The organism is Mucilaginibacter gossypiicola, assembly GCF_900110105.1.
In the GTDB taxonomy this organism is placed as follows: Bacteria; Bacteroidota; Bacteroidia; order Sphingobacteriales; family Sphingobacteriaceae; genus Mucilaginibacter; species Mucilaginibacter gossypiicola.
Genome location: NZ_FOCL01000002.1, coordinates 658,840 through 680,468 on the forward strand (window position 1 = coordinate 658,840; position 21,629 = coordinate 680,468).

A 21,629-nucleotide genomic window follows, 5' to 3' on the forward strand; every position below is an offset into this window, starting at 1 on the left:
GCGGTCAGCCTTCCAGCATAAAAACAAAAAGCTCTTTAGGCCCATGAGCGCCTAAAACCAGTGTTTTTTCAATATCGGCGGTACGGCTTGGCCCGGTTACGGTGCTGATCATGGATGGCAATTGATTACCATATTTAGCTTTAATAAGTTTAAAACCATCTTTCAGGTCCATTACCATTTGGGATGTATAGGCAAGTACAATATGAACCGATGGGTAAATGCTTAACCTCCTGCCCGCCATATTACCGTTAGAGAGCAAAATACTGCCATTACGGGCAATCAAAGCCTCACACAGGGTAAAACCAACTTCGGCTTGTTCAAAGTCTTTATCGGTTTCGTAGTGCGGATATTCAAACTGGTTTAATATGTCCTGTAGCTTAGGTTCCCAGCAGTATATTTTGTGCCATTTACGTTCTTCGGCAAGGGTGAGCAGGTTTTCAATAAACTGCAGTTCATCTTCACAAAAAACAAACTGGCCGGCCACATTCGTAAACTGCTCTGCAAAGATAACCTCTGGCATATCTTCGGCAGGCGGGTAAAGGGGCAGGTCTTCCAGTTGAGGGTATGGGTTATCCCTTTTCTCCAAAAGCGCTTTCCTGATTTTTTTAAGCAGTTTTTCTTTTGATGTAGTGATATCCCTCATGGCTAAAAAAGAAAAGCCACCAGCTTTGCCGGTGGCTTTGTATTATATTTTAAAAATTAAAGTTTCGGATCTTCGCTGTCTATTCTTGAAAGTTCAGGATTAGTCAGCGTGTCTGGAATAGCGTTGTTATCCACATCCGGGTTTAACGCAGCTTCTCCGTTTACAAACTTGTCATAAGTTGTACGTTCATCAAACGGACGTTTGCCTAATATCTCTTCCAAATCACTCTGGAACAATACTTCTTTCTCCAACAATTTTTGAGCTATCTTTTCAAGGCCATCACGTTTCAGATTAAGCAGGTCTTTGGTTTTTTGATAAACCACATCAACCAGCTTACGTACTTCGTTATCTATCATTTCGGCTGTAGTATCTGAGTATGGTTTGTTAAACTGGTACTCGCCCTGCGGATCATAGAATGATACATTACCAACACTGTCATTCATACCATAAATTTTGGTCATGGCATAGGCAAGTTTGGTAATGCGCTCCAAATCGCTCAATGCACCGGTAGAGATTTTACCGAAAACGATATCTTCAGCAACACGACCACCCATTGATACACTCATTTCATCAAGCAATTGCTCGGTGGTATACAAAAACTGCTCTTTTGGCAGATATTGGGCATAACCTAAGGCAGCAACACCACGGGGAACGATAGATACCTTAACCAATGGGTCGGCATGTTCCAGGAACCAGCCTGCAATAGCGTGACCAGCTTCGTGGTAAGCAACAATGCGTTTTTCTTCGGGAGAGATGATCTTGTTCTTTTTCTCCAAACCACCGATAACGCGGTCGATAGCATCCTGGAAATCGGTCATATCAACCGACTCTTTATTTTTACGGGCGGCAATCAGCGCGGCCTCGTTACAAACGTTAGCAATTTCGGCACCTGCAAAGCCAGGAGTTTGGGCTGATAATTTTTTGGCATCAACACCATCAGATAATTTAATTGGTTTCAGGTGAACTTTAAAGATCTGCTCACGGCCAATCAAATCCGGTTTATCGATTGATACCTGCCTGTCGAAACGTCCCGGACGCAACAATGCTGAATCCAGTACATCAGGGCGGTTGGTAGCAGCTAAGATGATGATACCTGAATCGGTACCAAAACCATCCATCTCAACCAACAACTGGTTCAGGGTGTTTTCGCGCTCATCATTACCACCTACAATATTGTTTTTACCACGGGCACGACCGATAGCATCAATCTCATCGATAAAGATGATACAAGGTGCTTTGTCTTTTGCCTGGCGGAACAAGTCACGTACACGTGATGCACCTACACCAACAAACATCTCCACAAAGTCCGAACCCGAAAGTGAGAAGAAAGGCACCTGCGCTTCACCAGCCACAGCTTTGGCAAGCAAAGTTTTACCAGTACCCGGCGAACCTACAAGCAGTGCACCTTTTGGGATTTTACCTCCCAGGTTGGTATATTTTTTAGGATTTTTAAGAAAATCCACGATCTCCATTACCTCTTGTTTAGCCTCTTCCAAACCGGCAACATCATTAAATGTAACTGTTACCTGGGCTTCTTTATCAAACAGGGTAGCTTTTGATTTACCAATGTTAAAGATCTGGCCGCCCGGACCACCGCCCGAACCACCGCTCATCCTGCGCATAATAAAGATCCACACACCGGCAAACAATATTACCATGATAACACCTTGTACCAACCAGTTTGATAACAAGCTTTCATGGCCCTGCTCAAATTGCAGCGAAACCTTTTGATCATCCGGTACATCTTTCTGAGCATCAGCGATTGACTTTTTCAGGCTTTCATAAGAAGCATCAGTAAAAGTAAACTGTGGACCGCTGTTAGGATTAGTATTGAAAAAGCTTTTTTCTTTTGAGATGTTGTTAGCAAAATAAGGTTTTGACAAACTTTGCTGTTTAATATAAACATCGGCCATTACCAGATCGCCGTTTTTGTAAGCTACAATTTTCTGAACATCATTTGTGCGCAGCATGTTGGCCTCAAACTCCTGGAAAGTAACCGCTTTACCTGATCCGCCGTTCAATAAAGCCGGGATCAATAAAAAAGCCAGGATAACAATACCATATAACCACATGATATTGAACTTTGGAGGTTTTGGTGAGGGCTTCTTGTTCACAATTTTACGGATAGGTCTTGGATTTTCTGATTTAGAATCTTTAATATCTTTCATTTCTTTTAACGAGCTCAAACTTACAATCTATAATTTAAATTTTACGCGGTAACAGTAAGACTATGCGTTGAGCCTTTTTGTGACGGATGTTTATGCACTTTTATAATATTTAATATCTGCATCGCCCCACAAATCTTCCACACCATAAAACTCACGTTTATCGGTCCTGAACACATGGACTACAACATCCACGTAATCAAGCAGTATCCACTCGCCATGCTCAATTCCCTCTTTGCGCCAGGGTTCGGCTTGGGTGGCTTTGAAAATTTCATCCTCAATGCTATTTGCTATAGCTTTTACCTGTGTCGACGAATCAGCATGACAGATCACAAAATAATCTGCTACTGAACTGAATATATTACGGAGGTCTAACCTTATAATATCATTGCCTTTTTTTTCCTGGATACCATGTATTGCCAGCTCTGAAATATAGGCAGATTCACTTAACACTTTGTTTTTTACCATCAAAAAGAATTAGTTTTGAACGTTTTTGAGTATAAAATTATTACACTTTGCAAAATAACATATTTTCAGGATTATTTGTTGGTCAAAATTTAGTAACAATTAAACAAGTTGACTCAACAAATAGTTTTCTTAAAAATCTACTGTCAAATTCCAAGCCAGTACCCGAAGGTACGGTCATTATGGCAGAAGAGCAATACGCTGGCCGTGGCCAGCAGCAAAATACCTGGCATAGCGAACCCGGAAAAAACCTTACTTTCAGTATTTTATTAAAGCCGCATTTTTTACCCATTGATGCGCAGTTTGATTTGAACCGCGCAGTAAGTTTAGGGGTTTATGATGCACTGCAGCCCATCCTGGGAAATCAGTTAAAAATTAAATGGCCCAATGATATTTATTATGCCGACAGGAAACTTGGCGGCATGCTCATTGAAAACACCATACAGGGCACCCAGCTCAAAGACTCGGTTATTGGCATAGGATTAAACATAAATCAGGAAAATTTCCCGTCCGGTGCCTTAAATGCCACCTCTGTCAAACAAATCTTACAAAAGGATTATGATTTAACACGCTTATTATCGGAAATTTGCAAACAGCTTGAAGTATACTATCTGAAACTGAAAGCTGGGCAAATTGATTTTGTAAGGAATACTTACTTAAGCCGATTGTATTGGTTAAACGAGGTTAAAAGTTTTGAGTCAAATGGCAGTGTATTCAATGGCATTGTAAAAAATGTACTGCCAAACGGCCTGCTGGTTATTGAAGATACTAACGGGCAGCAAATGGAGTTTAACCTCAAAGAATTGAAATTTTTAAATAAATAATAACTATAAAAAACAAATGAAGAAACTATTGGTATTGGTAACCGCGCTCATCATCAGCGTTGGCGCTTACGCTCAGATCGAATCGCCGGTGAGGTGGTCATACGCGGCAAAAAAGGTAAATGACAAAGAAGCTGTGGTATTTTTAAAGGCAACCATACAAAACGGCTGGCACATTTATTCACAAACCGTAAAAGATGGCGGCCCAATAAAAACTTCATTTGATTTCACTCCTTCTAAATTATATGCCGCTGTTGGCAAAACTACCGAGCCTACACCGGTAACCAAATACGAAAAATCATTCAGCATGAATGTAAGCTATTTTGAAAAAGAAGTTGTTTTCAGCCAAAAAATCAGTTTAAAATCGCCAAAAGCAACAGCCGTTACAGGTAAACTAACCTACATGACCTGTAACGACATGAAATGCCTGCCACCGGAAGATGTTGATTTCACTATCCCTTTAGGTAAATAATTCAGCACACCTTAATAGTAGTCATGAAATTATTAAATAAAGGTGCTTACCTGCGCGCCGGTCTTATCACATTAATTGCCCTGATCATCCTTAACATAGCCGGAGCAAACCCAGCCTATGCCGTGCAAAAAAAAGCTGCCGATACTACGGTATCAGCAGCCGATGTTACATTTACTGATATCCCCACTGCTGCTGATAGCTTAGCCATCAGGAAAAAGCAAGCCGATTCGGTAAAAAAGGCAGAAGCGGCTAAGGTTACTAAAACAAGTGCCAGTGCTTCAAAAACAGCAGAAAAGCCAAAATCACTTTGGCAGATCTTTATTGAAGGTTTATTAGGCGGCTTCACCGCGGTAATTTTGCCTTGTATCTATCCATTGCTGCCTTTAACTGTAAGCTTTTTTACCAAAAAAAGTGGAAGCAAAAGCAAGGCTGTTATGCAATCGCTTATCTACGGTGTATCAATCATCGTAATTTATGTTACGTTAGGCTTGTTGATCTCTATCATTTTTGGATCAGATGCACTTAATGAACTGGCCACAAACGGCATATTTAATATTTTCTTCTTTTTACTGCTCATTGTATTTGGTATCTCGTTCCTGGGAGCATTTGAAATTGTGCTGCCAAGCAAACTGGCCAATAAGCTTGATGAAAATTCGGATAAAGGCGGCCTGGCAGGTATATTTTTCATGGCAGCAACCCTCGTTGTTGTTTCTTTCTCCTGTACAGGGCCTATTATAGGTACATTGCTGGTTGATGCGGCCTCAAAAGGTGACCGTCTTGGCCCGGCAATGGGCATGTTTGGCTTTTCGCTGGCTTTAGCTTTACCTTTTACCATATTCGCGCTATTCCCTTCGGCACTTAAAACCCTGCCAAAATCAGGCGGATGGCTTAACAGTGTTAAAGTTGTATTGGGTTTCCTGGAGCTTGCATTTGCACTGAAGTTTTTATCAAATGTAGATTTGGCTTACCACTGGAACTGGTTTGACCGCGAAATATTTTTATCGCTGTGGATAGCCATTGGTTTGATGATTGGCCTTTACCTGATCGGCAAGATCAAGTTTTCGCACGATAGCGATGTTAAATACTTAACCATCCCACGTACCTTCCTGGCTATAATTGTATTTGCGTTTGTTATTTACATGATTCCTGGTTTGTGGGGTGCGCCTTTAAAATCAATTAGCGCGTTTTTACCTCCGGAGGCTACGCAGGATTTTAACCTTTCCAATATTCCGGACGGTTCAGGATCAGCGGCGGCAAGTCCATCGGCAGCTATACCAGCAAGCATTGGTGAACGTAAATATGCTGCCAACTATACCCGTATAAAAACCAAAGGCCTGGATGCATGGTATGATTATGATCAGGCTTTACAGGTTTCAAAGGCTCTTCATAAACCAATACTCATTGACTTTACAGGTTTTAATTGCGTTAACTGCCGTAAAATGGAAGCCAACGTATGGTCGGATCCGCAGGTGTTTAGCCGCATTAAAAATGATTTTGTGCTGCTACAGCTTGTAGTCGATGACAAGGCCGAATTACCGGCGGGCGAACAGTTTGTATCCGATTACAGCGGTAAAAAGATCACTACACTTGGCGGCAAATGGAGTAACCTGGAAGCCCAGCGCTTTAACTCAAATTCGCAGCCATTGTATGTAATGCTTGATGGCGATGGCAATTTGCTTAAAGATGCTTCGGGTGCCGAGATACCAACATCGCCTGCAAATTATGACATAGCCAGCTACCTTAAATTTTTGGATAGTGGCTTAGCTGCTTACAAAAAATAGGGATCGGGTTCAAAAAATAAGTGTAAATTCGCGCAAAATTCAAACTCCGTGCTTTATTGGTTAGGCGCGGCGTTTGAATAACGAACAATATTTACAACCCTAATTAGTTATGAATAGGTTAGCCTGTTTATAACCAAAACAAAAAAATGACTCAGATCAAAAATATCGGCGTTTTTACTTCAGGTGGTGATGCACCCGGAATGAACGCTGCCATAAGGGCGGTAGTACGTGCCGCAATGTATTACGGAATTGAAGTCACGGGGATTCGCCGTGGTTACGACGGCATGGGTAAAGGTGATTTTTTCACCATGAACCGTAAATCCGTTTCAAACATTATTCAACGCGGCGGTACTATACTCAAAACCGCAAGGTGTGATGATTTCAGAACACCCGAAGGTCGTAAAAATGCTTATGAACAACTGGTGAAAAACAAGGTTGATGCATTGGTAGCCATTGGCGGCGACGGCACATTTACCGGAGCTAAGGTTTTTGGCAGCGAATATGACATCCCGGTAGTTGGTTTACCTGGCACAATTGATAACGACCTTGTAGGTACCGATTTTACTATTGGTTATGATACAGCTATTAACACAGTTGTTGATGCCGTTGATAAAATCAGGGATACTGCCGAATCTCATGATCGTTTATTTATAGTAGAAGTAATGGGCCGCGACTCGGGCTTGATCGCCTTACGTACAGGTATTGCTACCGGTGCCGAAGCTATCCTGATCCCTGAAAGCAAAACCGGGCTCGAAGGTTTATTTAACCGCCTTGAGTTTGGCCGTAAAGACAAAACATCACGTATTGTAATTGTTGCCGAAGGTGACGATACAGCCGGCGGGGCATTTGAAGTTGGCCGTTTGGTACAGGAAAAATTCCCTAACTATGATACCCGTATCTCTATTTTGGGCCACATACAACGCGGCGGCGCACCAAGCTGTATGGATAGGGTATTGGCAAGCCGTGTTGGCGCTGCTGCTGTTGAAGCTTTACGAGACGGGCACCGCAACGAAATGATAGGCCTCATTAATGGCGAAATAGCTTATACACCGTTTGAGCATGCCATTAAACATCACCAGGGTATTGATCCTAACATGATTAAACTGGTTGAAATGCTTTCTATGTAATTTCGGCTAAAACGATAAATAAAACAGCCCGGACTTAAACATCCGGGCTGTTTTATTTGGCAATAGTACTGTCAACAACAAGCCTTATAGCTTTATCAATTTCGGCACTCACGGTAAACAGGTGTGCTATGATCTCTTTATTTTCGGGATTATAAAAATCTTCACGGTCCATCAGGCCGATAAGCCCAAGCATACTTGCTACCGGCCGGCGCAGCTCATGCGAGCTTAAAGAGGCAATATTTCTTAAACGATCGTTCTGGCTAACAAGCTCCTTCTGTATTTTAAGCCGTTCGGTAATGTTATGGCCAAAACAACCTGCACCTATTATATCGCCGGCTGCGGTATAAATAGGGTTAAAACTAACTTCAAAGTATAAACGCTGCCCGCTTGCGGGGTCAATGCTTTCACTGATAATATCATACCGCTCTCCGCTTAAAGCACGATTATAATAAACAGTCCAGTCATCAACTATTTGCTTGCTAAAACCTTCGTGCTTGTAGGAGTACTGCCCTTTGTAAGGCTTTATACCTGTTAAATAAGTAACCTGCTCAACATAAGCCTGGTTCATGTACAAATAGCGCAACTCCTTATCAACCGACCAAATATGGTCCTGGGTATTATTGATCAATGCTTCAAGGCTGTCTTTAATTTGCAAAGCCTCTTCGCGTATTTGCATTTGAGGTGTAATATCCCTGCCTATTCCCTGTATTTCAACCACCACTCCGCTATCATCAGTTATGGAAACAAACTCCCATTCGGTATCATGCAAGCCCCCATCCTTAGCCGGCTTTTTATGAACAAGCCTGATGATTTTGCCCGGATTATTAATACAGTTTATAAAAGCCTCTTCGCACAGGTGCGCCTCCTCCGGAATGGTCGTTTTTGAAAAATGATAACCTATGATCTCTTTTTCTTCATAACCAAAGGTTTTCAAAAAGCGGCGGTTAACAAAGCTAAATTTGCCGTCGATGCCTATCCTGACCAGGAAATTGGTTTGCGAATCAATAAGTGAGTTTAGAAACTGTTCGCGCGGTCCCGGCTTACTAAATGGAATCGATCCGGGAACAGCTGCCAGCGCAGTAGTAATAGTACTAATAATGATTTTGTGGCCAGTAAGCCCGTCAATGGTAAGTGTCCGTTTTTCGGTTACCTTCTTTTGGAGAGCTTCAAGGAGATAGGTTATTTGAGCGGACTCATTCAAGTCGAGCCCTTCCGTTAGCTCCTTTATATGTGCAAGTGATTCTGGTTTTACCAGCCCATTCAAAAAGTCACTGTTTTTATGTAGATGGTCAGCACCTACTTCAAAAAGATCATAAAAGCTTTCGGTTACAAACAGGTATTTCTGTTCATTAACATCAAAAACAATAGTGCAGTTTCCTTTTGCAGAAGGATTAGGGTCAAACATGTAAACAAGCCGTAAATACTTAAAGGTATAGCTATTTATATGATAAACAAATAACTACAATAATTTTGCAGCAACTTCTTTCCAGGTATTTACACGCTCATAATCGGTAAGCAGCATATTATGTGGCGAGCTATAAAGTATTTTACGGCCGTTAAATGTGGCGAAGTTTTTAATCCGGTCGTCAATCATGATATCTACATCAAGGATCTTGTGCCCGCAAAAAATAATATTTGTCCAGGAGATGAAAGGAAAGTGTTCTTCAAGCCATTCCTGCTTATCCTCCAATGAATATTTAAATTCCATAGCGGCCGATGCGATGTACACATCATATTTTTCATGAAGGGCTTTCACCACTTCCTGCGCATCGGGCATCACGGGGATATCTCTGAAAAAACCACGCTCGTTAATGTAAACCCTTAGGGTTTCGCTTAAATGCGGCGGCAGGATCTCCCTAAACTCCTTGCCTTCCATATTGCCAAGGCTTATTTCTTCATTATGCCTTTCCTTATACATGCTGATGAATTTGCCAATGGTATCGGCAATAACTTCATCCATATCAATAGCTATCCGTATTTTTCTGTTGATGCTCATGGCTGGTAAGTTCCGATTTTTTTAAATTACTGCAATGTTAAGTTTTAAAAAAGCACCCGAAACCGATAATTAATTAACCACTCACCTGATCAACCCAATCAACCACTCACTTAAAAGATAAATAATTAATTATCAGCTATTTTAAATTGTGATAAAAATTAATACCTTTGCATCCCCGCAGAAAGAACTCCGGGGATAATGTTGAATACATAAAAATTTACAATGGCAACTAAGATCAGACTACAAAGACACGGTAAAAAAGGCAAACCTTTTTATTACATCGTGGTAGCAGACTCACGCGCTCCACGTGATGGACGCTTCATTGAGCGTTTAGGTTCATACAACCCAAACACAAACCCAGCAACTATTGACATCAATTTCGACAAAACTTTAGATTGGGTTAACAACGGTGCCCAACCTACAGATACTTGTCGTGCAATCCTTTCATACAAAGGTGTGCTGTACAAAAAACACTTACAAGGTGGTGTTAAAAAAGGTGCTTTAACCGAAGAGCAACTGGAAACCAAATTTGCTGAGTGGCTTGACCAAAAAGACAGCAAAATCACCGGTAAAAAAACCAGCCTTAACGTTGCTAAAGACGAAGCCCGCAAAGCTGCTTTAGCTGCTGAAGCTAAAAAGAGCGAAGAAAAAGCTGCTGCTATAGCTGCTAAAAACGCTCCTGTTGCTGAAGAAGAAGCCCCTGCAGAAGATGCAGCGACTGAAGAAGCTGAAAGCGCAGAATAATTTATTGATTAAGCGTACAGAACGCAAGAAGTATTATATCTTGAATCCTTACGTTTGATTTCTTAAATCCGAATAATGGCGAGGCAAACAGCTTCGCCATTATTGTTTAACTCATTTTATATGAAAGCTGAAGATCATTTCAGGATAGGTACAGTTTTAAAAACCAAAGGCCTGAAAGGCGAATTGCAGATCTACGTTGATTTTGATGGCATTGAAGATATTAAGTTCAATGCCGTATTTATTGATATCGCCGGAAAGATGATCCCTTACTTTGTATCATCAATAAAATACCTGCAAAAAAACAACGCCTACCTTAACCTGGAAGACGTTGATACCATTGAAAAAGCAGCAGTGTTGGCTAAACGCGATATCTACCTGCCCAACAAATTAAAACCCAAGAAGAAGAAAGGCGAATTTACCCTGAACGACATAGAGGGCTTTATCGCTATAGATGAAACTCACGGCGAACTGGGTGAAATAATAGCCGTACAGGAATACCCTCAGCAATTGATAGCTACGGTGCAATACAAAAACAAAGAGGTGCTTTTCCCTTTAAATATTGAAATAATTAAAGGTATCGATGTAGAAGGGCGAGAAATTTATATTGACCTGCCGGAAGGATTGCTGGATATTTACCTGGAAGGGTAAGTTTAGAAGCGAGACCTTAGAATAAAGAAACAAGATCCCCCGATGCCCGTGTCCCCACGGGCATTTTTTATTGGATAAGATTTCAAAAAATATTTTGTCAAATATATTTGACATTTGTAAAGTTTATTTTACTTTTGGTAAGCCAAACTTTACAATTATGAAATCACGTTTTTTGTTCCCGCACTGGTTCAGGTACCTTGGGCTGGCCCTTTTCCTGATCCATATCCCTATTGTAATGTTTAAAAAAGAAATGGGTTTTAGCATGCACGACGAACCCGTAAGCGACGACCTGTTCAACAGCCATCATATCTTTTTCATGGCCACCACGCTGCTTATGGCTATAGGTTTGTTCTTTGTCGCCTTTGCTAAAGAACGTATTGAGGATGAGCAGATCTTTAAACTCCGGCTCGACTCATTGCAATGGGCCATCTATGTAAATTATATACTTTTGGTGGTGAGTTTAATATTAAGTAAAGACACCGAGCATATTTTGTTTCTAAATTTATTGGTACCGCTTGTATTTTTCATCGTTCGTTTCAGGTGGAAAATTTTTCAAAACAACCGCCTCATCAATAAGGAAGAGGGGCAGGCATGAAAAATAACATCCGGGTTGAGCGCGCTATCAAGAACATTACCCAGGCCGAGCTGGCAGAGTTGATCGGGGTATCGCGGCAAACTATCAATACCATCGAAAGTAACAGATATGTGCCGTCTACCGTGCTGGCTTTAAAAATAGCCCGCGTATTTGGCAAACCTGTTGAAGATATTTTTTCGTTAGACGACGAAGATTAACCAAACCAATATAACCATGGCAACAAAACCAACTTTCGCGCCGCAGTTAGCCATTCCGCATGGTGTAACCGATATCAGCTTTTACATTAAAGCTTTAGGCGCGGTCGAACTCAGGCGTTTTAGTAATGACGATGGCAGCATCCATGTATCGGAACTTTCGATAGATGGTACTATTTTCCACCTGCATGAGGAAACGGAACGAACGGCCGTACTTTGTCCGGATACCGTAAAGGCAACCAGCGTAACCATTGGTCTTTTTGTTGATGATGTACACGCGGTGATGGAACAGGCCAAACAAGCCGGCGCCAAAATAGCATCCGAAGTAACGGATTGGGACTACGGCTACCGACAAGGAGATTTTATTGATCCTTTCGGGCATAGATGGATGATTGAAAAGGCAATATAGATACAGCACTTTTATAAATATGTCATTGCGAGCGCAGCGCGGCAATCTCGTAGCTAATGCATGTTCGATCTGCATGGCTACGAGATTGCTTCGTCGTACCTCCTCGCAATGACATAATTTTTAATATTTTCTTACAGCACAACTTTAACCACTTCATCCCATGGCAAAGCAACCCACCTACGGCAACGGCAAAATATGCTATATCGAGATCCCGGCCAATGATATCAGCGTATCATCAAAGTTTTTTGAAAGTGTTTTCGGCTGGCAAATTCGCACCAATAATGAAGGCTTTGCCTCATTTGATGATGGCGTGGGCGAGGTAAGCGGTATGTGGGTAACCGGTCGCGAGCCTATGGGCAAAGCCGGATTACTGATCTCCATTATGGTTGATGATGCCGAAGCCACACTTAAACTGATTGAAGCCAGCGGCGGTATCATAACCCAACCTATAGGTAAAGATTTCCCGGAGATCACGGCACATTTTACTGACCCAGCGGGTAATTTATGGGGGATCTATCAGCATAGAGGATGAACTAAGAATCAGGAAAGCAAGATGCAGGAGTCAAGACGATTTCTGAGAGAGGACATTTTTCAGTAATCTTGCATCCTGATTCTTTTATCCTGAGTCTGAAGAAAGTATGCGTTTCGATATCATCTCTGTTTTGCCCGGTTTGCTTGAAAGTCCTTTTGCACATTCTATTTTACAGCGTGCGCAAAAAAAAGGAATCTCCGAAATTGTTGTCCACAACCTGAGGGATTATGCTACCAACAAGCAAAAAAGCGTAGATGATTACCCTTACGGCGGAGGCAGCGGCATGGTGATGACCATTCCACCGTTTGCAGCCTGTATCGAAAAACTAAAATCTGAGCGAGACTATGATGATATCATCTTCATGTCGCCTGACGGCGAAACGCTGAACCAGCGCATCGCCAATCAACTCTCCATCAAAAAAAATATCATTATTCTTTGCGGCCATTATAAAGGCATCGATCAGCGCATCAGGGACATTTATGTTACCCGCGAAATCTCGATAGGCGATTATGTACTTTCGGGCGGAGAGCTGCCCGCAGCCGTACTGGTTGACGCTGTAGTGAGGCTTATCCCTGGCGTATTGAGCGACGAAACATCGGCCCTGTCCGATTCCTTCCAGGATGATTTACTGGATGCCCCGGTTTATACCCGCCCAGCCGACTGGAACGGCCACAAGGTACCCGACATCCTTTTAGGAGGTAATACTCCAGAAATTGAAAAATGGCGCCACGAACAGGCATTGGAGCGTACAAAGGCACGCAGGCCAGATCTTTTGGATAAAGGGGAATAGTGGTGAGCGGTTGATTAGGTGAATGGAGAATGGTTGCCTCACGCGTTAACAGCCCCCTTATCAACTATTCTCCACTCACTAAAACAATCACCTAACCGAAAAAACCACTCACCTAATCAACTCAATCAACCACTCACCAAAACACCAACCAAAACTCCTAAATTAGATTGCAACCAATTAATGCATACTGCATTATAGTAGCGTTGCAGCTATGAACCCTAACCACACAGAAGCCCAGCTTATTGAACAATGCCGTACCAACCCGGCTGCCTTTGGGCAGGTGTTTGACCGTTGGTATAAACCAGTGTTTGGTTACGTTATGCGCCGCTGTGGGGATTATGATCTGGCCAGGGATATCGCGGCAGAAACTTTTCTGAAAGCTTTTTTGAAGATAGGCTCGTTTAATGGAAGGGTATAAGTATTTCATCGTGGCTTTACCGCATTGCCACTAACGAGCTCAATCAATATTATCGCAGCAGCAAATACAAACCCGAATCGCTACAGCAACTGCTGGAAAATCCGCAGATGGAAAAACTGTTGCATGACCACGCCGGCAATGAGCGCGAAATGATGGAGCAGGAGTTAAAAGCCTATGACGATTATAATCGCATCCGCAAAAACCTGCTTAAGCTCGATGTTAAATACCAGGAGGTAATTTCATTAAGATACTTTGAACAGAAAACCAATACCGAGATCAGCGAGATCCTGGATAAAAATGAAGGCACGATAAAATCGCTGCTTTCGCGTGGCTTGGAGAAATTAAGAAATACACTTTAACCATTGCAACCAAAACCAATTAATGCATTATAAGGGTAATTAACATGAAAGATCAGGACGAATTTTTAAAGCAAATGGAAAATCTAAAAGTACCCGATGTAAACCCATCCCAACATCAGGATGTAGTAAAAATGGCCATTATGAACGCCGGGCGTTCGGCCGCCCTGGGGTTATGGCTGGTGATAGTGCCATGCTATTTTTTAGTATGCGTATTTATGTATTACCACTTTCACGTAAATGCCAACTGGTTTAGTGCAATGTTCAGTGTGATGTTGCAGCTCGAAAAAGTGCCGTATATCGATGTCATCGGCCCCGTGGTGTTATTTATACTGCCTATCATGTGCATTGTCATCAACCTGCTGTCTATCATTCACGTTGGGATTAGGTCAATTGATCCCGAAAGGCGCAAGGTAAAAGAGCTTAACATCAGCGTGAGGCTTAAACTATGGAACATCATATTGATCCTGGTTAGCCTGCTCATTGTATTCGCGTTTTTAAACTATGCCATGACAGAAAACATATCCATCAAAAACTAATCATCATGAAACTAAACTGGTTTACCCGCAAAGGGATAATTTACCTACCTGTATCCATTATTGGCTGGGCCATATTAGCCATTGCACTTGCTTATGCTGTTTTTACGTTTATTGATATCGATAAACACTCACATTCGGTAAGCGATACACTCATCAATTTTGTATTCAACCTGCTTTTGATTGGGTTGGTGTATACGTTAATTGCTTATTTCACCGAGAAGAAGCCGGTGCCGAAGATTTCTGAACAATGAAAGCAACCCCAATCTCAGACAAGCCTTACGAAATTTTGAAAACTTCGTAAGGCTGCATAAACCACAACCGACTGTTAATAAAAAAACTAAATGTGGAAATTTTTAAATTTGACTTTCATTTATTGAAAATAATCCCTATACTTGCAATCCGATTTTTACGGGCTAAAAATCGCATTAAGAGCTTAAAATCATGGATTTAGTAAAATTTGTTGAAGAGCAATCAGTAGAAAAAAAGCAGCTTCCATCCTTCAAAGCTGGTGATACTGTAAGTGTTCACTATAAAATCAGAGAAGGAAATAAAGAACGCGTTCAGGTTTACCAAGGTGTGGTAATTCAGCGTAACAGCGTTGGTGTTAGCGAAACTTTTACTGTGCGTAAAGTATCAAATGGCATTGGCGTTGAGCGTATCTTCCCGGTTAACTCTCCAAACATCGACAAGATCGAAGTTAACAGTGTTGGTAAAGTTCGTCGTTCAAAACTATACTACCTGCGTGCCCTTACTGGTAAAGCAGCTCGTATCAAGTCAAAACGCGTTTAATTTACCCAACCGCTTAGCGGTATATAAAAAATTAAAAGGCCTTTCTGAAAGAAATTTCGGTAAGGCCTTTTGCTATATGATGGTTTTTAGGCTGCCAGCATGGTAATTAATTGATTATCAAACGAAAATGCATTTACTTACAGAACCTCAGACTTAAACTGTCTCAAGCTGCCGCGGGTTTATAACCCGTGGTGAACCATAGCTTAAGCTTTCAGCTTAACACACAAAGTATTATTGAAGCTAAAAGCTTCAATAATACTGAATCACAGGTTACGCTATCGCTAAACCTGCGACAGTATTTTTACTATTCCAATAAATAAAAATTGTCATTTCGAGTGAGCAGGGAAGGCCCTTCGCAACGGGGGCGAAAGAGAAATCTTATACGCCAATATCTGTAACCGTTAAAGCATGATGTAGAAGATTTCTCCTCACTCCATCAATTTATCCCTACGCCCGTTTGTCGAATGACAAATCGCTATTTATGCAGAGCGATTGGCGCATGCAAACTATCCAGGCATAAAAAAAGCAGATGAGCTCCCCATCTGCTTTTTTTATGCAAAACGTACGTTAATTATTCGCTGTCTGCTTCTTTAGCTGCATCCTCGTCAACCTTTCTAGCTTTTGATGCAGATTTTTTAGCAAGTTTCTCTGCAGCACCTTCTTTTGCAGCCGGGTTTTCAACCTCTTCAGGCCGGTCAGCAACCAGCGAAGGAGCAGGCGTAATGCTATTCATTGTTGGTGTTTCTTCTACCAAAACGGCAGGTTCAACAGGGGCCGCAGGCGGCTCCGGAACAACAATTGCATCGGGTTTTGCAGCGTTCTTTACTGGTTCAGGATCAACCAGTTCAGCTAAAACGGTGCGACCGCCTTTTACCACGTCACCAATATTTACAAGAATCTTGGTACCCAACGGCAGGAAGACATCCACCCTTGATCCAAACTTAATAAAGCCAAATTGCTGGCCCTGATCAACAATATCACCTTCTTTTACATACCATACAATACGGCGGGCCAATGCACCGGCTATCTGCCTGAACAATACCGTTACACCTTTACTGTTTTCAATAGCGATGGTTGTACGTTCGTTCTCTGTTGATGACTTGGGGTGCCATGCCACCAGGTATTTGCCTTTATGGTATTTAAAATAGCTTACCACGCCCGCAATTGGGTTGCGGTTTACGTGCACGTTAACCGGCGACATGAAAACCGACAGCTGAACGCGTTTGTCTTTTAAAAACTCGGTTTCTTCAGTTTCTTCAATTACTACAACCTTGCCATCGGCAGGGCACAGGATAGTATTTTCGGCTGTTTCAATATCGAAAAACGGACTGCGGAAAAACTGCAGTATGATCAAAAATAAGGCACCCGAAAAAATATAAACTATCCATTTTAAGGTGTGCGCAGTTGGCATGTAAAACTGGATCAGCGCATTTAAAACAAAAATGAACAGGATAGTAATAGCGAGTGAGGTATAGCCTTCTTTATGTATGGTCATTATTTATAGGTTTTAATACAAAACTACTAATTTGAAATTAAGTACAGGTATGCATATACAATTGGCGCGGCCATCAGCAGGCCGTCAAACCTGTCGAGCAGGCCACCGTGGCCTGGTAATATGCCGCCAGAGTCCTTTACGTTTAGGCTCCGCTTGAACATGGATTCGACCAAATCGCCCATAGTGCCAAAGTTTGAAATGATAAGCGACATGATGATCCAGTCGAAACAGTTGTACTCTGTATAGAAACGGCTCAAAATATATGCCGCAAAAGCGCAGATCAGGATGCCCCCGATAAAGCCTTCCCATGATTTTTTGGGCGAATGCCTTTCGAACAGTTTATTACGGCCAAACTTGCTGCCCACCAGGTAAGCCCCGGTATCGTTGCTCCACAGCATAATTAAAAAGCCAAGCGGTATGTGAAAATTGAATACCCCATCGCCGCGCGTAAAGGCCATGGCATGGAAAAACAGGAATGGCACAACAGCCATCAGTAAGCCTAAATAAGTGAAGCCTATATTAGTAAAAGGAGCGGCAGACTTTTTATACAACTCCCCTATAGGGATAAAGCTAAACAGTATGGGCAGCAGTATAATGTATTTATATGCCGGAAAATAGCAGTTGGCCGCGAAAAAGAAAAACATAATTACTCCGGCAAGCGCCCCGGTAAAACGCTCGGGCTGTATACCGCCCTGCTTAACCAGTTTGTAAAACTCAAGCAGGCAAAACAAGCTCAATAACAGGTAAAAAACACTAAATACATATGGGCCTAACAAATTAGACCCAATCATTACGATAATAAAAAATAAGCCAGTGATGGCGCGTTGTTTCATATATTAATTTGATTGAGGATCATGATCTCAATAGCCTTACTAAAATCCTCCTGGTGAATATAAACCTCTATTTCGCCAAAGTTGCGGTGCGATGAATCCTGTTTATTCAGCAAAACGGTATCAATATGATGCCCGGTAAGCATCTGCTTAACAATTTCTGATTGGTAAAAATTAGTTGAAGTAAAAATTTTAACCCAGTTTTTTTCCATTTAACTCAACAGCGGGCTTTTTCCTTTAGCAGTATTTCTGTACATAAAAAGCAAAATTAAAATAATTATTACGCTTAACGCATAGCTCTGGTAATTAAAAACGTGCTGATCGTTAGGATCAAGCGTTATGCGCTTTTGCGAGTACAGGTACAGGATCACTACCTGGGTGGCGTTATTTAAAAAATGTGCCCAAACGCTTGTCCAGATGCTGCCGCTCCACATCACAAAATAGCCAAAAAATACGCCCAACGCTACACGCGGCAAAAAGGTAAAAAACTCCATATGGAAAGCACTGAATAATATAGCGGTGATCCAAATAGCGGCGTGCGGATTTCCCGTCCACCTAATCATGATGGTTTGCAAGCATCCCCTGAATAAAAATTCTTCGGCAACAGCGGTCAATAGCCCAACAACTAAAACGGCAAAAAGCATGTCTGATACGGTTTTCATTTGCAGCATGGCTTCCGTAGCTTTTTGAGCCTGGGCCTCCATAGCACGTAAAGCATCTTCCAGGCTTTTTAAAGGAGCCGGTAAAGCCAGTTTCTGGTTAACATTTACCAACACTTCCATAACCGGCGAGGAACAGATCATAATAGATAGAATCAGCAATAACAGTACCGGTGGAAATTTGGGAGTAACCTTCAAATAATCTACAGGTTCTTTTACGATAAAGCGTGCAAAAATTACAGGGACAAGATACAAAGGCAGCGTGGTGCTGATGATCTGTAATGTCCATAAAGCGGCACCAACATGCGGATTTTGAACATTAAAGGTAAAAGTATCGGTAAGCGTTTGCGATCCGAATATCAACCCAATAATACCGGCAGCTATTAAACTACAGACAATCAGCAGCCCAACAGTGAGCGCTATTAATATAATAAACTGTAAAAACGGTGTTATTTGACTTCCCTGTGGCTGAGGGGATTGAGATGGGGCTTTTATCATTCGAGGTAAAATTCGTATTTTTGCAGGCTAAAGATAAGGATGTCTGTACAAATAGGAAATATTGATTTAGGGGAGTTCCCGCTGTTGCTGGCGCCGATGGAGGATGTGAGCGATCCACCCTTCCGTTATGTGTGTAAGCAAAACGGCGCGGATATGATGTATACAGAGTTCATCTCAAGCGAGGGCCTGATCCGCGATGCGGCAAAAAGCAGGCAAAAGCTTGATATTTTTGAATATGAAAGGCCTATCGGCATCCAGATCTTCGGCAGCGATATCGACCACATGCGCGAAGCTACCGAAATAGCTACGCTGGCGGGGCCCGACCTGATGGATATCAATTATGGCTGCCCGGTAAAACAGGTGGCCTGTCGTGGCGCTGGTGCAAGTCTTTTGCAGGATATTGATAAAATGGTTGCCATGACCAAAGCAGTTGTTGATGCAACACATTTACCGGTAACCGTAAAAACCCGCCTTGGCTGGGACGATAACACCAAAAACGTTTACGAAGTTGCCGAACGTCTGCAGGATGTTGGCATCAAGGCGCTTACCATACATGGCCGCACACGTGCACAGATGTATAAAGGCGTGGCCGACTGGGCGTTGATACGCGATATCAAAAAAAACCCGCGTATAAAAATCCCCATTTTCGGCAATGGAGACATCGATTCGCCAGAGAAGGCAGCTGCATGGCGCATGGAATATGAGGTTGATGGCATGATGATTGGCCGCGCAGCTATCGGTTATCCGTGGATTTTTCGCGAAATTAAGCACTATTTTAAAACCGGCGAATACCTTGATAAGCCAACAATTGCCGAACGAGTTGCTGCTTGTCGCGCTCATTTATACAAATCAATAGAGTGGAAAGGCCCTAAAACAGGCATTTTTGAAATGCGCAGGCATTACTCTAACTACTTTAAAGGGATAGATCATTTCAAGGAGTTCAGGATGCGTTTTGTTACTGCCCCTGATCTTGAAGCAGTTGACCAGATACTGGCCGAGATCGAAGAAAAATATGCCATTGAAATGGCTTAATATTTGCTCCCTTTCTATATATTTGAAATAAACGATACTTGTCACATGGTTACCACTATAACTGAGGGTGTTAAGGTTTCCATCGAAACCATATATCAGCCGGAGTATTCAAACCCGGCAAACGATCATTTTATGTTTGCTTATAAGGTAAGCATTGAAAACATGACCAACTACGCCATCAGGTTGATGAGCCGCCATTGGTACATCTTTGATTCAAACGGCGCAAAACGAGAAGTGGAAGGCGAAGGAGTAGTAGGCTTGCAACCCGTTATTGAACCGGGCCACACGCATGAGTACGTATCGGGCTGCAACCTCAAAACAGATATGGGCAACATGAAGGGCGAATATCATATGATCCGCCTGTTGGATAACGCCAATTTCAATGTGCAGATTCCTGAGTTTTATTTGATAGCACCGTACAGGTTGAATTGAGAGTTGTAAGAAACAAGAAGTCAAGATTCAAGAAACAAGAGAGAAAAAATAAAGAAGCCCTGGCTGATTGCTCAGTTAGGGCTTTGTTATATAATGTACTTCCTGGGGACAATTGTTTAATTCCAGGGAAAATATAGCTTAGCGTTGTCTTTCCCGGTGTTGCGCCGCCTGATGCCGTGCAGGCACCTGCCTCTGCGGTGTCCTGGCCCGTTGCTGATTTACCGGTCTTGGCTGATTACCTTCGGGCCTTGGCTGATTATTTACCGGCCTTGGCTGGTTACTAACCGGATGATCGGTACTTTCTGAAGGGCGAGGCTTTCCGGGGTTATTGTTGACGTTGCTCCTTGAGAATGACCGGGCATTGTTTCCTTCCGGTGTAAAGCGGCTCCCGTTAACCTTGTTCATGGCTGCGGTAGTGGGGTGACCGTTATTATTTTTTGCAAACTGACTTTGGTCTTTTACCGCAACTTGTCGGTGGGTAATTTGATCAGAGGTGGGCTGTATGTGATTTTCCTTTTCGGCAGCCCGCTCCTGTGGCTGCGGTTTTGCGGCTACACCACCCGGTCCGTTAAAACTGTTATTGTTAACGGTAACATTATTAACCACTGTTTTATTGATATAGGTATTATGCACAACCGTGTTATTAACATTTACAACGGCCGTGTTATACTGAAATGAATTACCCGCCCAGCGACCGCCAACATAGCCGGTACCAACATAACCGTAGCCATAATTTACCCCTCCGTAAAACCCGATATGATGGCCCCAATATCCTTCATGATAAACATAAACGGCGCCGTCATAACCCCAGTAGCCTGGCGTCCACAAATAACCAACTGCCGGCGGGCTTACCCATACGCCCGGTACCCAATAATATCCGCCATCCTGATCATAAGCCCAGTAACCGGGAGTCCATAAATATCCGTCGACAGGGCAGGGAGGCTGGGTATAAGTTGGCAATACAGGCGGCGCTATATTCACAGATACCCCTACACTGATTTGTGCATAAGTTTTAACTGATGCTACCGACACTATCAAAAGCACCATCAATACGCTTGTTATCTTTTTCATAATCAATGATTTTAACCAAACCTACCTGCATAATATGAACATTACATTAAGTTTTGGCCGGTTAAATGAACGGATCATGAAGTTAGAGATTTGAAGACAGCAAGAAGTCAAGATTCAAGAACCAAGAA

27 protein-coding genes and 1 pseudogene are annotated in these 21,629 nt (G+C 42.4%); 18 read left to right on the plus strand and 10 right to left on the minus strand.

Features of this window, described 5'->3' with window-relative positions; all coding sequences use genetic code 11:
• Nucleotides 1–4 precede the first annotated feature (4 nt).
• The 3 genes from BMX50_RS08100 to rsfS form a co-directional block, all read right to left on the minus strand.
• Nucleotides 5–643, minus strand: a complete 639-nt coding sequence (locus BMX50_RS08100; protein WP_091209977.1) for a LutC/YkgG family protein — start codon at nt 641–643, stop codon at nt 5–7.
• Nucleotides 644–699: 56 nt separating this feature from the next.
• Nucleotides 700–2,811, minus strand: coding sequence for an ATP-dependent zinc metalloprotease FtsH (gene ftsH, locus BMX50_RS08105; RefSeq protein ID WP_091209979.1), 2,112 nt, complete (start codon nt 2,809–2,811; stop codon nt 700–702).
• Between the two features lie 90 nt (nt 2,812–2,901).
• A complete protein-coding gene (gene rsfS, locus BMX50_RS08110) occupies nt 2,902–3,276 on the minus strand; it encodes a ribosome silencing factor (protein ID WP_091209981.1) in 375 nt (124 codons plus the stop codon).
• Between the two features lie 47 nt (nt 3,277–3,323).
• On the opposite strand from rsfS, the gene BMX50_RS08115 reads away from it, so the two are divergent.
• The 4 genes from BMX50_RS08115 to pfkA all read left to right on the plus strand — a co-directional run bounded on the left by BMX50_RS08115 (nt 3,324) and on the right by pfkA (nt 7,474).
• Complete coding sequence (locus BMX50_RS08115) at nt 3,324–4,097, plus strand: biotin--[acetyl-CoA-carboxylase] ligase (protein ID WP_091209983.1); 774 nt, start codon at nt 3,324–3,326, stop codon at nt 4,095–4,097.
• Nucleotides 4,098–4,113: 16 nt separating this feature from the next.
• Nucleotides 4,114–4,566: a protein-disulfide reductase DsbD domain-containing protein gene (locus BMX50_RS08120; RefSeq protein ID WP_091167161.1), complete on the plus strand. Its 453-nt coding sequence runs from the start codon at nt 4,114–4,116 to the stop codon at nt 4,564–4,566.
• Between the two features lie 23 nt (nt 4,567–4,589).
• Nucleotides 4,590–6,347, plus strand: a complete 1,758-nt coding sequence (locus BMX50_RS08125) for a protein-disulfide reductase DsbD family protein (RefSeq protein WP_091209985.1) — start codon at nt 4,590–4,592, stop codon at nt 6,345–6,347.
• A gap of 146 nt (nt 6,348–6,493) precedes the next feature.
• Nucleotides 6,494–7,474 carry a 6-phosphofructokinase gene (pfkA, locus tag BMX50_RS08130; protein ID WP_091209987.1) on the plus strand — a complete coding sequence of 327 codons (981 nt, stop codon included), beginning with the start codon at nt 6,494–6,496 and terminating at the stop codon, nt 7,472–7,474.
• A gap of 52 nt (nt 7,475–7,526) precedes the next feature.
• Here pfkA and BMX50_RS08135 read toward each other — a convergent pair whose 3' ends face one another.
• Together BMX50_RS08135 and BMX50_RS08140 are read right to left on the minus strand one after the other, a co-directional pair.
• Nucleotides 7,527–8,879 carry a PAS domain S-box protein gene (locus tag BMX50_RS08135; RefSeq protein ID WP_091209989.1) on the minus strand — a complete coding sequence of 451 codons (1,353 nt, stop codon included), beginning with the start codon at nt 8,877–8,879 and terminating at the stop codon, nt 7,527–7,529.
• A gap of 54 nt (nt 8,880–8,933) precedes the next feature.
• Entirely contained in the window at nt 8,934–9,470 is a 537-nt protein-coding gene (locus tag BMX50_RS08140; RefSeq protein ID WP_091209991.1) for a 5' nucleotidase, NT5C type, read from the minus strand.
• 222 nt (nt 9,471–9,692) lie between these two features.
• Between BMX50_RS08140 and BMX50_RS08145 the strand changes: the two genes are divergently transcribed.
• The 12 genes from BMX50_RS08145 to rplS all read left to right on the plus strand — a co-directional run bounded on the left by BMX50_RS08145 (nt 9,693) and on the right by rplS (nt 15,484).
• The gene (locus tag BMX50_RS08145; protein WP_091167150.1) at nt 9,693–10,214 is read left to right on the plus strand and encodes a 30S ribosomal protein S16; all 522 of its coding nucleotides are present in this window, start codon (nt 9,693–9,695) and stop codon (nt 10,212–10,214) included.
• Between the two features lie 75 nt (nt 10,215–10,289).
• Nucleotides 10,290–10,862 (plus strand): ribosome maturation factor RimM, encoded by a 573-nt coding sequence (rimM, locus tag BMX50_RS08150; protein WP_244280900.1) that lies wholly within the window; start codon nt 10,290–10,292, stop codon nt 10,860–10,862.
• Nucleotides 10,863–11,019: 157 nt separating this feature from the next.
• A complete protein-coding gene (locus BMX50_RS08155) occupies nt 11,020–11,457 on the plus strand; it encodes a hypothetical protein (RefSeq protein ID WP_091209993.1) in 438 nt (145 codons plus the stop codon).
• A complete protein-coding gene (locus BMX50_RS08160) occupies nt 11,454–11,654 on the plus strand; it encodes a helix-turn-helix transcriptional regulator (RefSeq protein WP_091209995.1) in 201 nt (66 codons plus the stop codon). Before BMX50_RS08155 ends, BMX50_RS08160 begins: the two co-directional genes overlap by 4 nt.
• Before the next feature lie 16 nt (nt 11,655–11,670).
• Nucleotides 11,671–12,060, plus strand: a complete 390-nt coding sequence (locus BMX50_RS08165; protein WP_091209997.1) for a VOC family protein — start codon at nt 11,671–11,673, stop codon at nt 12,058–12,060.
• 160 nt (nt 12,061–12,220) lie between these two features.
• Nucleotides 12,221–12,592, plus strand: a complete 372-nt coding sequence (locus BMX50_RS08170) for a VOC family protein (RefSeq protein ID WP_091209999.1) — start codon at nt 12,221–12,223, stop codon at nt 12,590–12,592.
• A gap of 106 nt (nt 12,593–12,698) precedes the next feature.
• Complete coding sequence (gene trmD, locus BMX50_RS08175; RefSeq protein ID WP_091210001.1) at nt 12,699–13,382, plus strand: tRNA (guanosine(37)-N1)-methyltransferase TrmD; 684 nt, start codon at nt 12,699–12,701, stop codon at nt 13,380–13,382.
• Between the two features lie 211 nt (nt 13,383–13,593).
• Nucleotides 13,594–13,800 carry an RNA polymerase sigma factor gene (locus tag BMX50_RS08180; RefSeq protein ID WP_091210003.1) on the plus strand — a complete coding sequence of 69 codons (207 nt, stop codon included), beginning with the start codon at nt 13,594–13,596 and terminating at the stop codon, nt 13,798–13,800.
• Between the two features lie 2 nt (nt 13,801–13,802).
• Entirely contained in the window at nt 13,803–14,159 is a 357-nt protein-coding gene (locus BMX50_RS08185) for an RNA polymerase sigma factor (RefSeq protein ID WP_262494033.1), read from the plus strand.
• 44 nt (nt 14,160–14,203) lie between these two features.
• Nucleotides 14,204–14,695 carry a hypothetical protein gene (locus tag BMX50_RS08190; RefSeq protein WP_091210007.1) on the plus strand — a complete coding sequence of 164 codons (492 nt, stop codon included), beginning with the start codon at nt 14,204–14,206 and terminating at the stop codon, nt 14,693–14,695.
• Nucleotides 14,696–14,700: 5 nt separating this feature from the next.
• Nucleotides 14,701–14,946, plus strand: coding sequence for a hypothetical protein (locus tag BMX50_RS08195; protein WP_091210009.1), 246 nt, complete (start codon nt 14,701–14,703; stop codon nt 14,944–14,946).
• Nucleotides 14,947–15,136: 190 nt separating this feature from the next.
• Nucleotides 15,137–15,484, plus strand: a complete 348-nt coding sequence (rplS, locus tag BMX50_RS08200; RefSeq protein ID WP_090532282.1) for a 50S ribosomal protein L19 — start codon at nt 15,137–15,139, stop codon at nt 15,482–15,484.
• Between the two features lie 841 nt (nt 15,485–16,325).
• Here the strand turns inward: rplS and BMX50_RS08205 are convergent.
• The 4 genes and pseudogenes from BMX50_RS08205 to BMX50_RS08220 all read right to left on the minus strand — a co-directional run.
• A pseudogene (locus BMX50_RS08205) lies at nt 16,326–16,979 on the minus strand (phosphatidylserine decarboxylase family protein); the annotation flags it as partial.
• Between the two features lie 26 nt (nt 16,980–17,005).
• Entirely contained in the window at nt 17,006–17,812 is an 807-nt protein-coding gene (locus BMX50_RS08210; RefSeq protein ID WP_091210010.1) for a phosphatidate cytidylyltransferase, read from the minus strand.
• Entirely contained in the window at nt 17,809–18,021 is a 213-nt protein-coding gene (locus BMX50_RS08215; protein WP_091210011.1) for a putative signal transducing protein, read from the minus strand. Before BMX50_RS08215 ends, BMX50_RS08210 begins: the two co-directional genes overlap by 4 nt.
• Complete coding sequence (locus BMX50_RS08220; RefSeq protein ID WP_091210012.1) at nt 18,022–18,966, minus strand: CPBP family intramembrane glutamic endopeptidase; 945 nt, start codon at nt 18,964–18,966, stop codon at nt 18,022–18,024.
• 39 nt (nt 18,967–19,005) lie between these two features.
• Between BMX50_RS08220 and dusB the strand changes: the two genes are divergently transcribed.
• Together dusB and apaG are read left to right on the plus strand one after the other, a co-directional pair.
• Entirely contained in the window at nt 19,006–19,998 is a 993-nt protein-coding gene (dusB, locus tag BMX50_RS08225; protein WP_091210013.1) for a tRNA dihydrouridine synthase DusB, read from the plus strand.
• Nucleotides 19,999–20,043: 45 nt separating this feature from the next.
• Nucleotides 20,044–20,430: a Co2+/Mg2+ efflux protein ApaG gene (gene apaG / locus BMX50_RS08230; protein WP_091210014.1), complete on the plus strand. Its 387-nt coding sequence runs from the start codon at nt 20,044–20,046 to the stop codon at nt 20,428–20,430.
• Nucleotides 20,431–20,568: 138 nt separating this feature from the next.
• On the opposite strand, the gene BMX50_RS08235 is transcribed toward apaG, so the two are convergent.
• Nucleotides 20,569–21,501, minus strand: a complete 933-nt coding sequence (locus BMX50_RS08235) for a YXWGXW repeat-containing protein (RefSeq protein ID WP_091210015.1) — start codon at nt 21,499–21,501, stop codon at nt 20,569–20,571.
• Nucleotides 21,502–21,629 lie beyond the last annotated feature (128 nt).

Excerpts from the sequence above, each read along its gene's own strand:
- BMX50_RS08100 (WP_091209977.1), bottom strand. The coding sequence starts at position 643 with ATGAGGGATATCACTACATCAAAAGAAAAACTGCTTAAAAAAATCAGG.
- ftsH (WP_091209979.1), bottom strand. The coding sequence starts at position 2,811 with ATGAAAGATATTAAAGATTCTAAATCAGAAAATCCAAGACCTATCCGT.
- rsfS (WP_091209981.1), bottom strand. The coding sequence starts at position 3,276 with ATGGTAAAAAACAAAGTGTTAAGTGAATCTGCCTATATTTCAGAGCTG.
- BMX50_RS08120 (WP_091167161.1), top strand. The coding sequence starts at position 4,114 with ATGAAGAAACTATTGGTATTGGTAACCGCGCTCATCATCAGCGTTGGC.
- BMX50_RS08125 (WP_091209985.1), top strand. The coding sequence starts at position 4,590 with ATGAAATTATTAAATAAAGGTGCTTACCTGCGCGCCGGTCTTATCACA.
- pfkA (WP_091209987.1), top strand. The coding sequence starts at position 6,494 with ATGACTCAGATCAAAAATATCGGCGTTTTTACTTCAGGTGGTGATGCA.
- BMX50_RS08135 (WP_091209989.1), bottom strand. The coding sequence starts at position 8,879 with ATGTTTGACCCTAATCCTTCTGCAAAAGGAAACTGCACTATTGTTTTT.
- BMX50_RS08140 (WP_091209991.1), bottom strand. The coding sequence starts at position 9,470 with ATGAGCATCAACAGAAAAATACGGATAGCTATTGATATGGATGAAGTT.
- BMX50_RS08145 (WP_091167150.1), top strand. The coding sequence starts at position 9,693 with ATGGCAACTAAGATCAGACTACAAAGACACGGTAAAAAAGGCAAACCT.
- rimM (WP_244280900.1), top strand. The coding sequence starts at position 10,290 with ATGGCGAGGCAAACAGCTTCGCCATTATTGTTTAACTCATTTTATATG.
- BMX50_RS08155 (WP_091209993.1), top strand. The coding sequence starts at position 11,020 with ATGAAATCACGTTTTTTGTTCCCGCACTGGTTCAGGTACCTTGGGCTG.
- BMX50_RS08160 (WP_091209995.1), top strand. The coding sequence starts at position 11,454 with ATGAAAAATAACATCCGGGTTGAGCGCGCTATCAAGAACATTACCCAG.
- BMX50_RS08165 (WP_091209997.1), top strand. The coding sequence starts at position 11,671 with ATGGCAACAAAACCAACTTTCGCGCCGCAGTTAGCCATTCCGCATGGT.
- BMX50_RS08170 (WP_091209999.1), top strand. The coding sequence starts at position 12,221 with ATGGCAAAGCAACCCACCTACGGCAACGGCAAAATATGCTATATCGAG.
- trmD (WP_091210001.1), top strand. The coding sequence starts at position 12,699 with ATGCGTTTCGATATCATCTCTGTTTTGCCCGGTTTGCTTGAAAGTCCT.
- BMX50_RS08180 (WP_091210003.1), top strand. The coding sequence starts at position 13,594 with ATGAACCCTAACCACACAGAAGCCCAGCTTATTGAACAATGCCGTACC.
- BMX50_RS08190 (WP_091210007.1), top strand. The coding sequence starts at position 14,204 with ATGAAAGATCAGGACGAATTTTTAAAGCAAATGGAAAATCTAAAAGTA.
- BMX50_RS08195 (WP_091210009.1), top strand. The coding sequence starts at position 14,701 with ATGAAACTAAACTGGTTTACCCGCAAAGGGATAATTTACCTACCTGTA.
- rplS (WP_090532282.1), top strand. The coding sequence starts at position 15,137 with ATGGATTTAGTAAAATTTGTTGAAGAGCAATCAGTAGAAAAAAAGCAG.
- BMX50_RS08210 (WP_091210010.1), bottom strand. The coding sequence starts at position 17,812 with ATGAAACAACGCGCCATCACTGGCTTATTTTTTATTATCGTAATGATT.
- BMX50_RS08215 (WP_091210011.1), bottom strand. The coding sequence starts at position 18,021 with ATGGAAAAAAACTGGGTTAAAATTTTTACTTCAACTAATTTTTACCAA.
- BMX50_RS08220 (WP_091210012.1), bottom strand. The coding sequence starts at position 18,966 with ATGATAAAAGCCCCATCTCAATCCCCTCAGCCACAGGGAAGTCAAATA.
- dusB (WP_091210013.1), top strand. The coding sequence starts at position 19,006 with ATGTCTGTACAAATAGGAAATATTGATTTAGGGGAGTTCCCGCTGTTG.
- apaG (WP_091210014.1), top strand. The coding sequence starts at position 20,044 with ATGGTTACCACTATAACTGAGGGTGTTAAGGTTTCCATCGAAACCATA.
- BMX50_RS08235 (WP_091210015.1), bottom strand. The coding sequence starts at position 21,501 with ATGAAAAAGATAACAAGCGTATTGATGGTGCTTTTGATAGTGTCGGTA.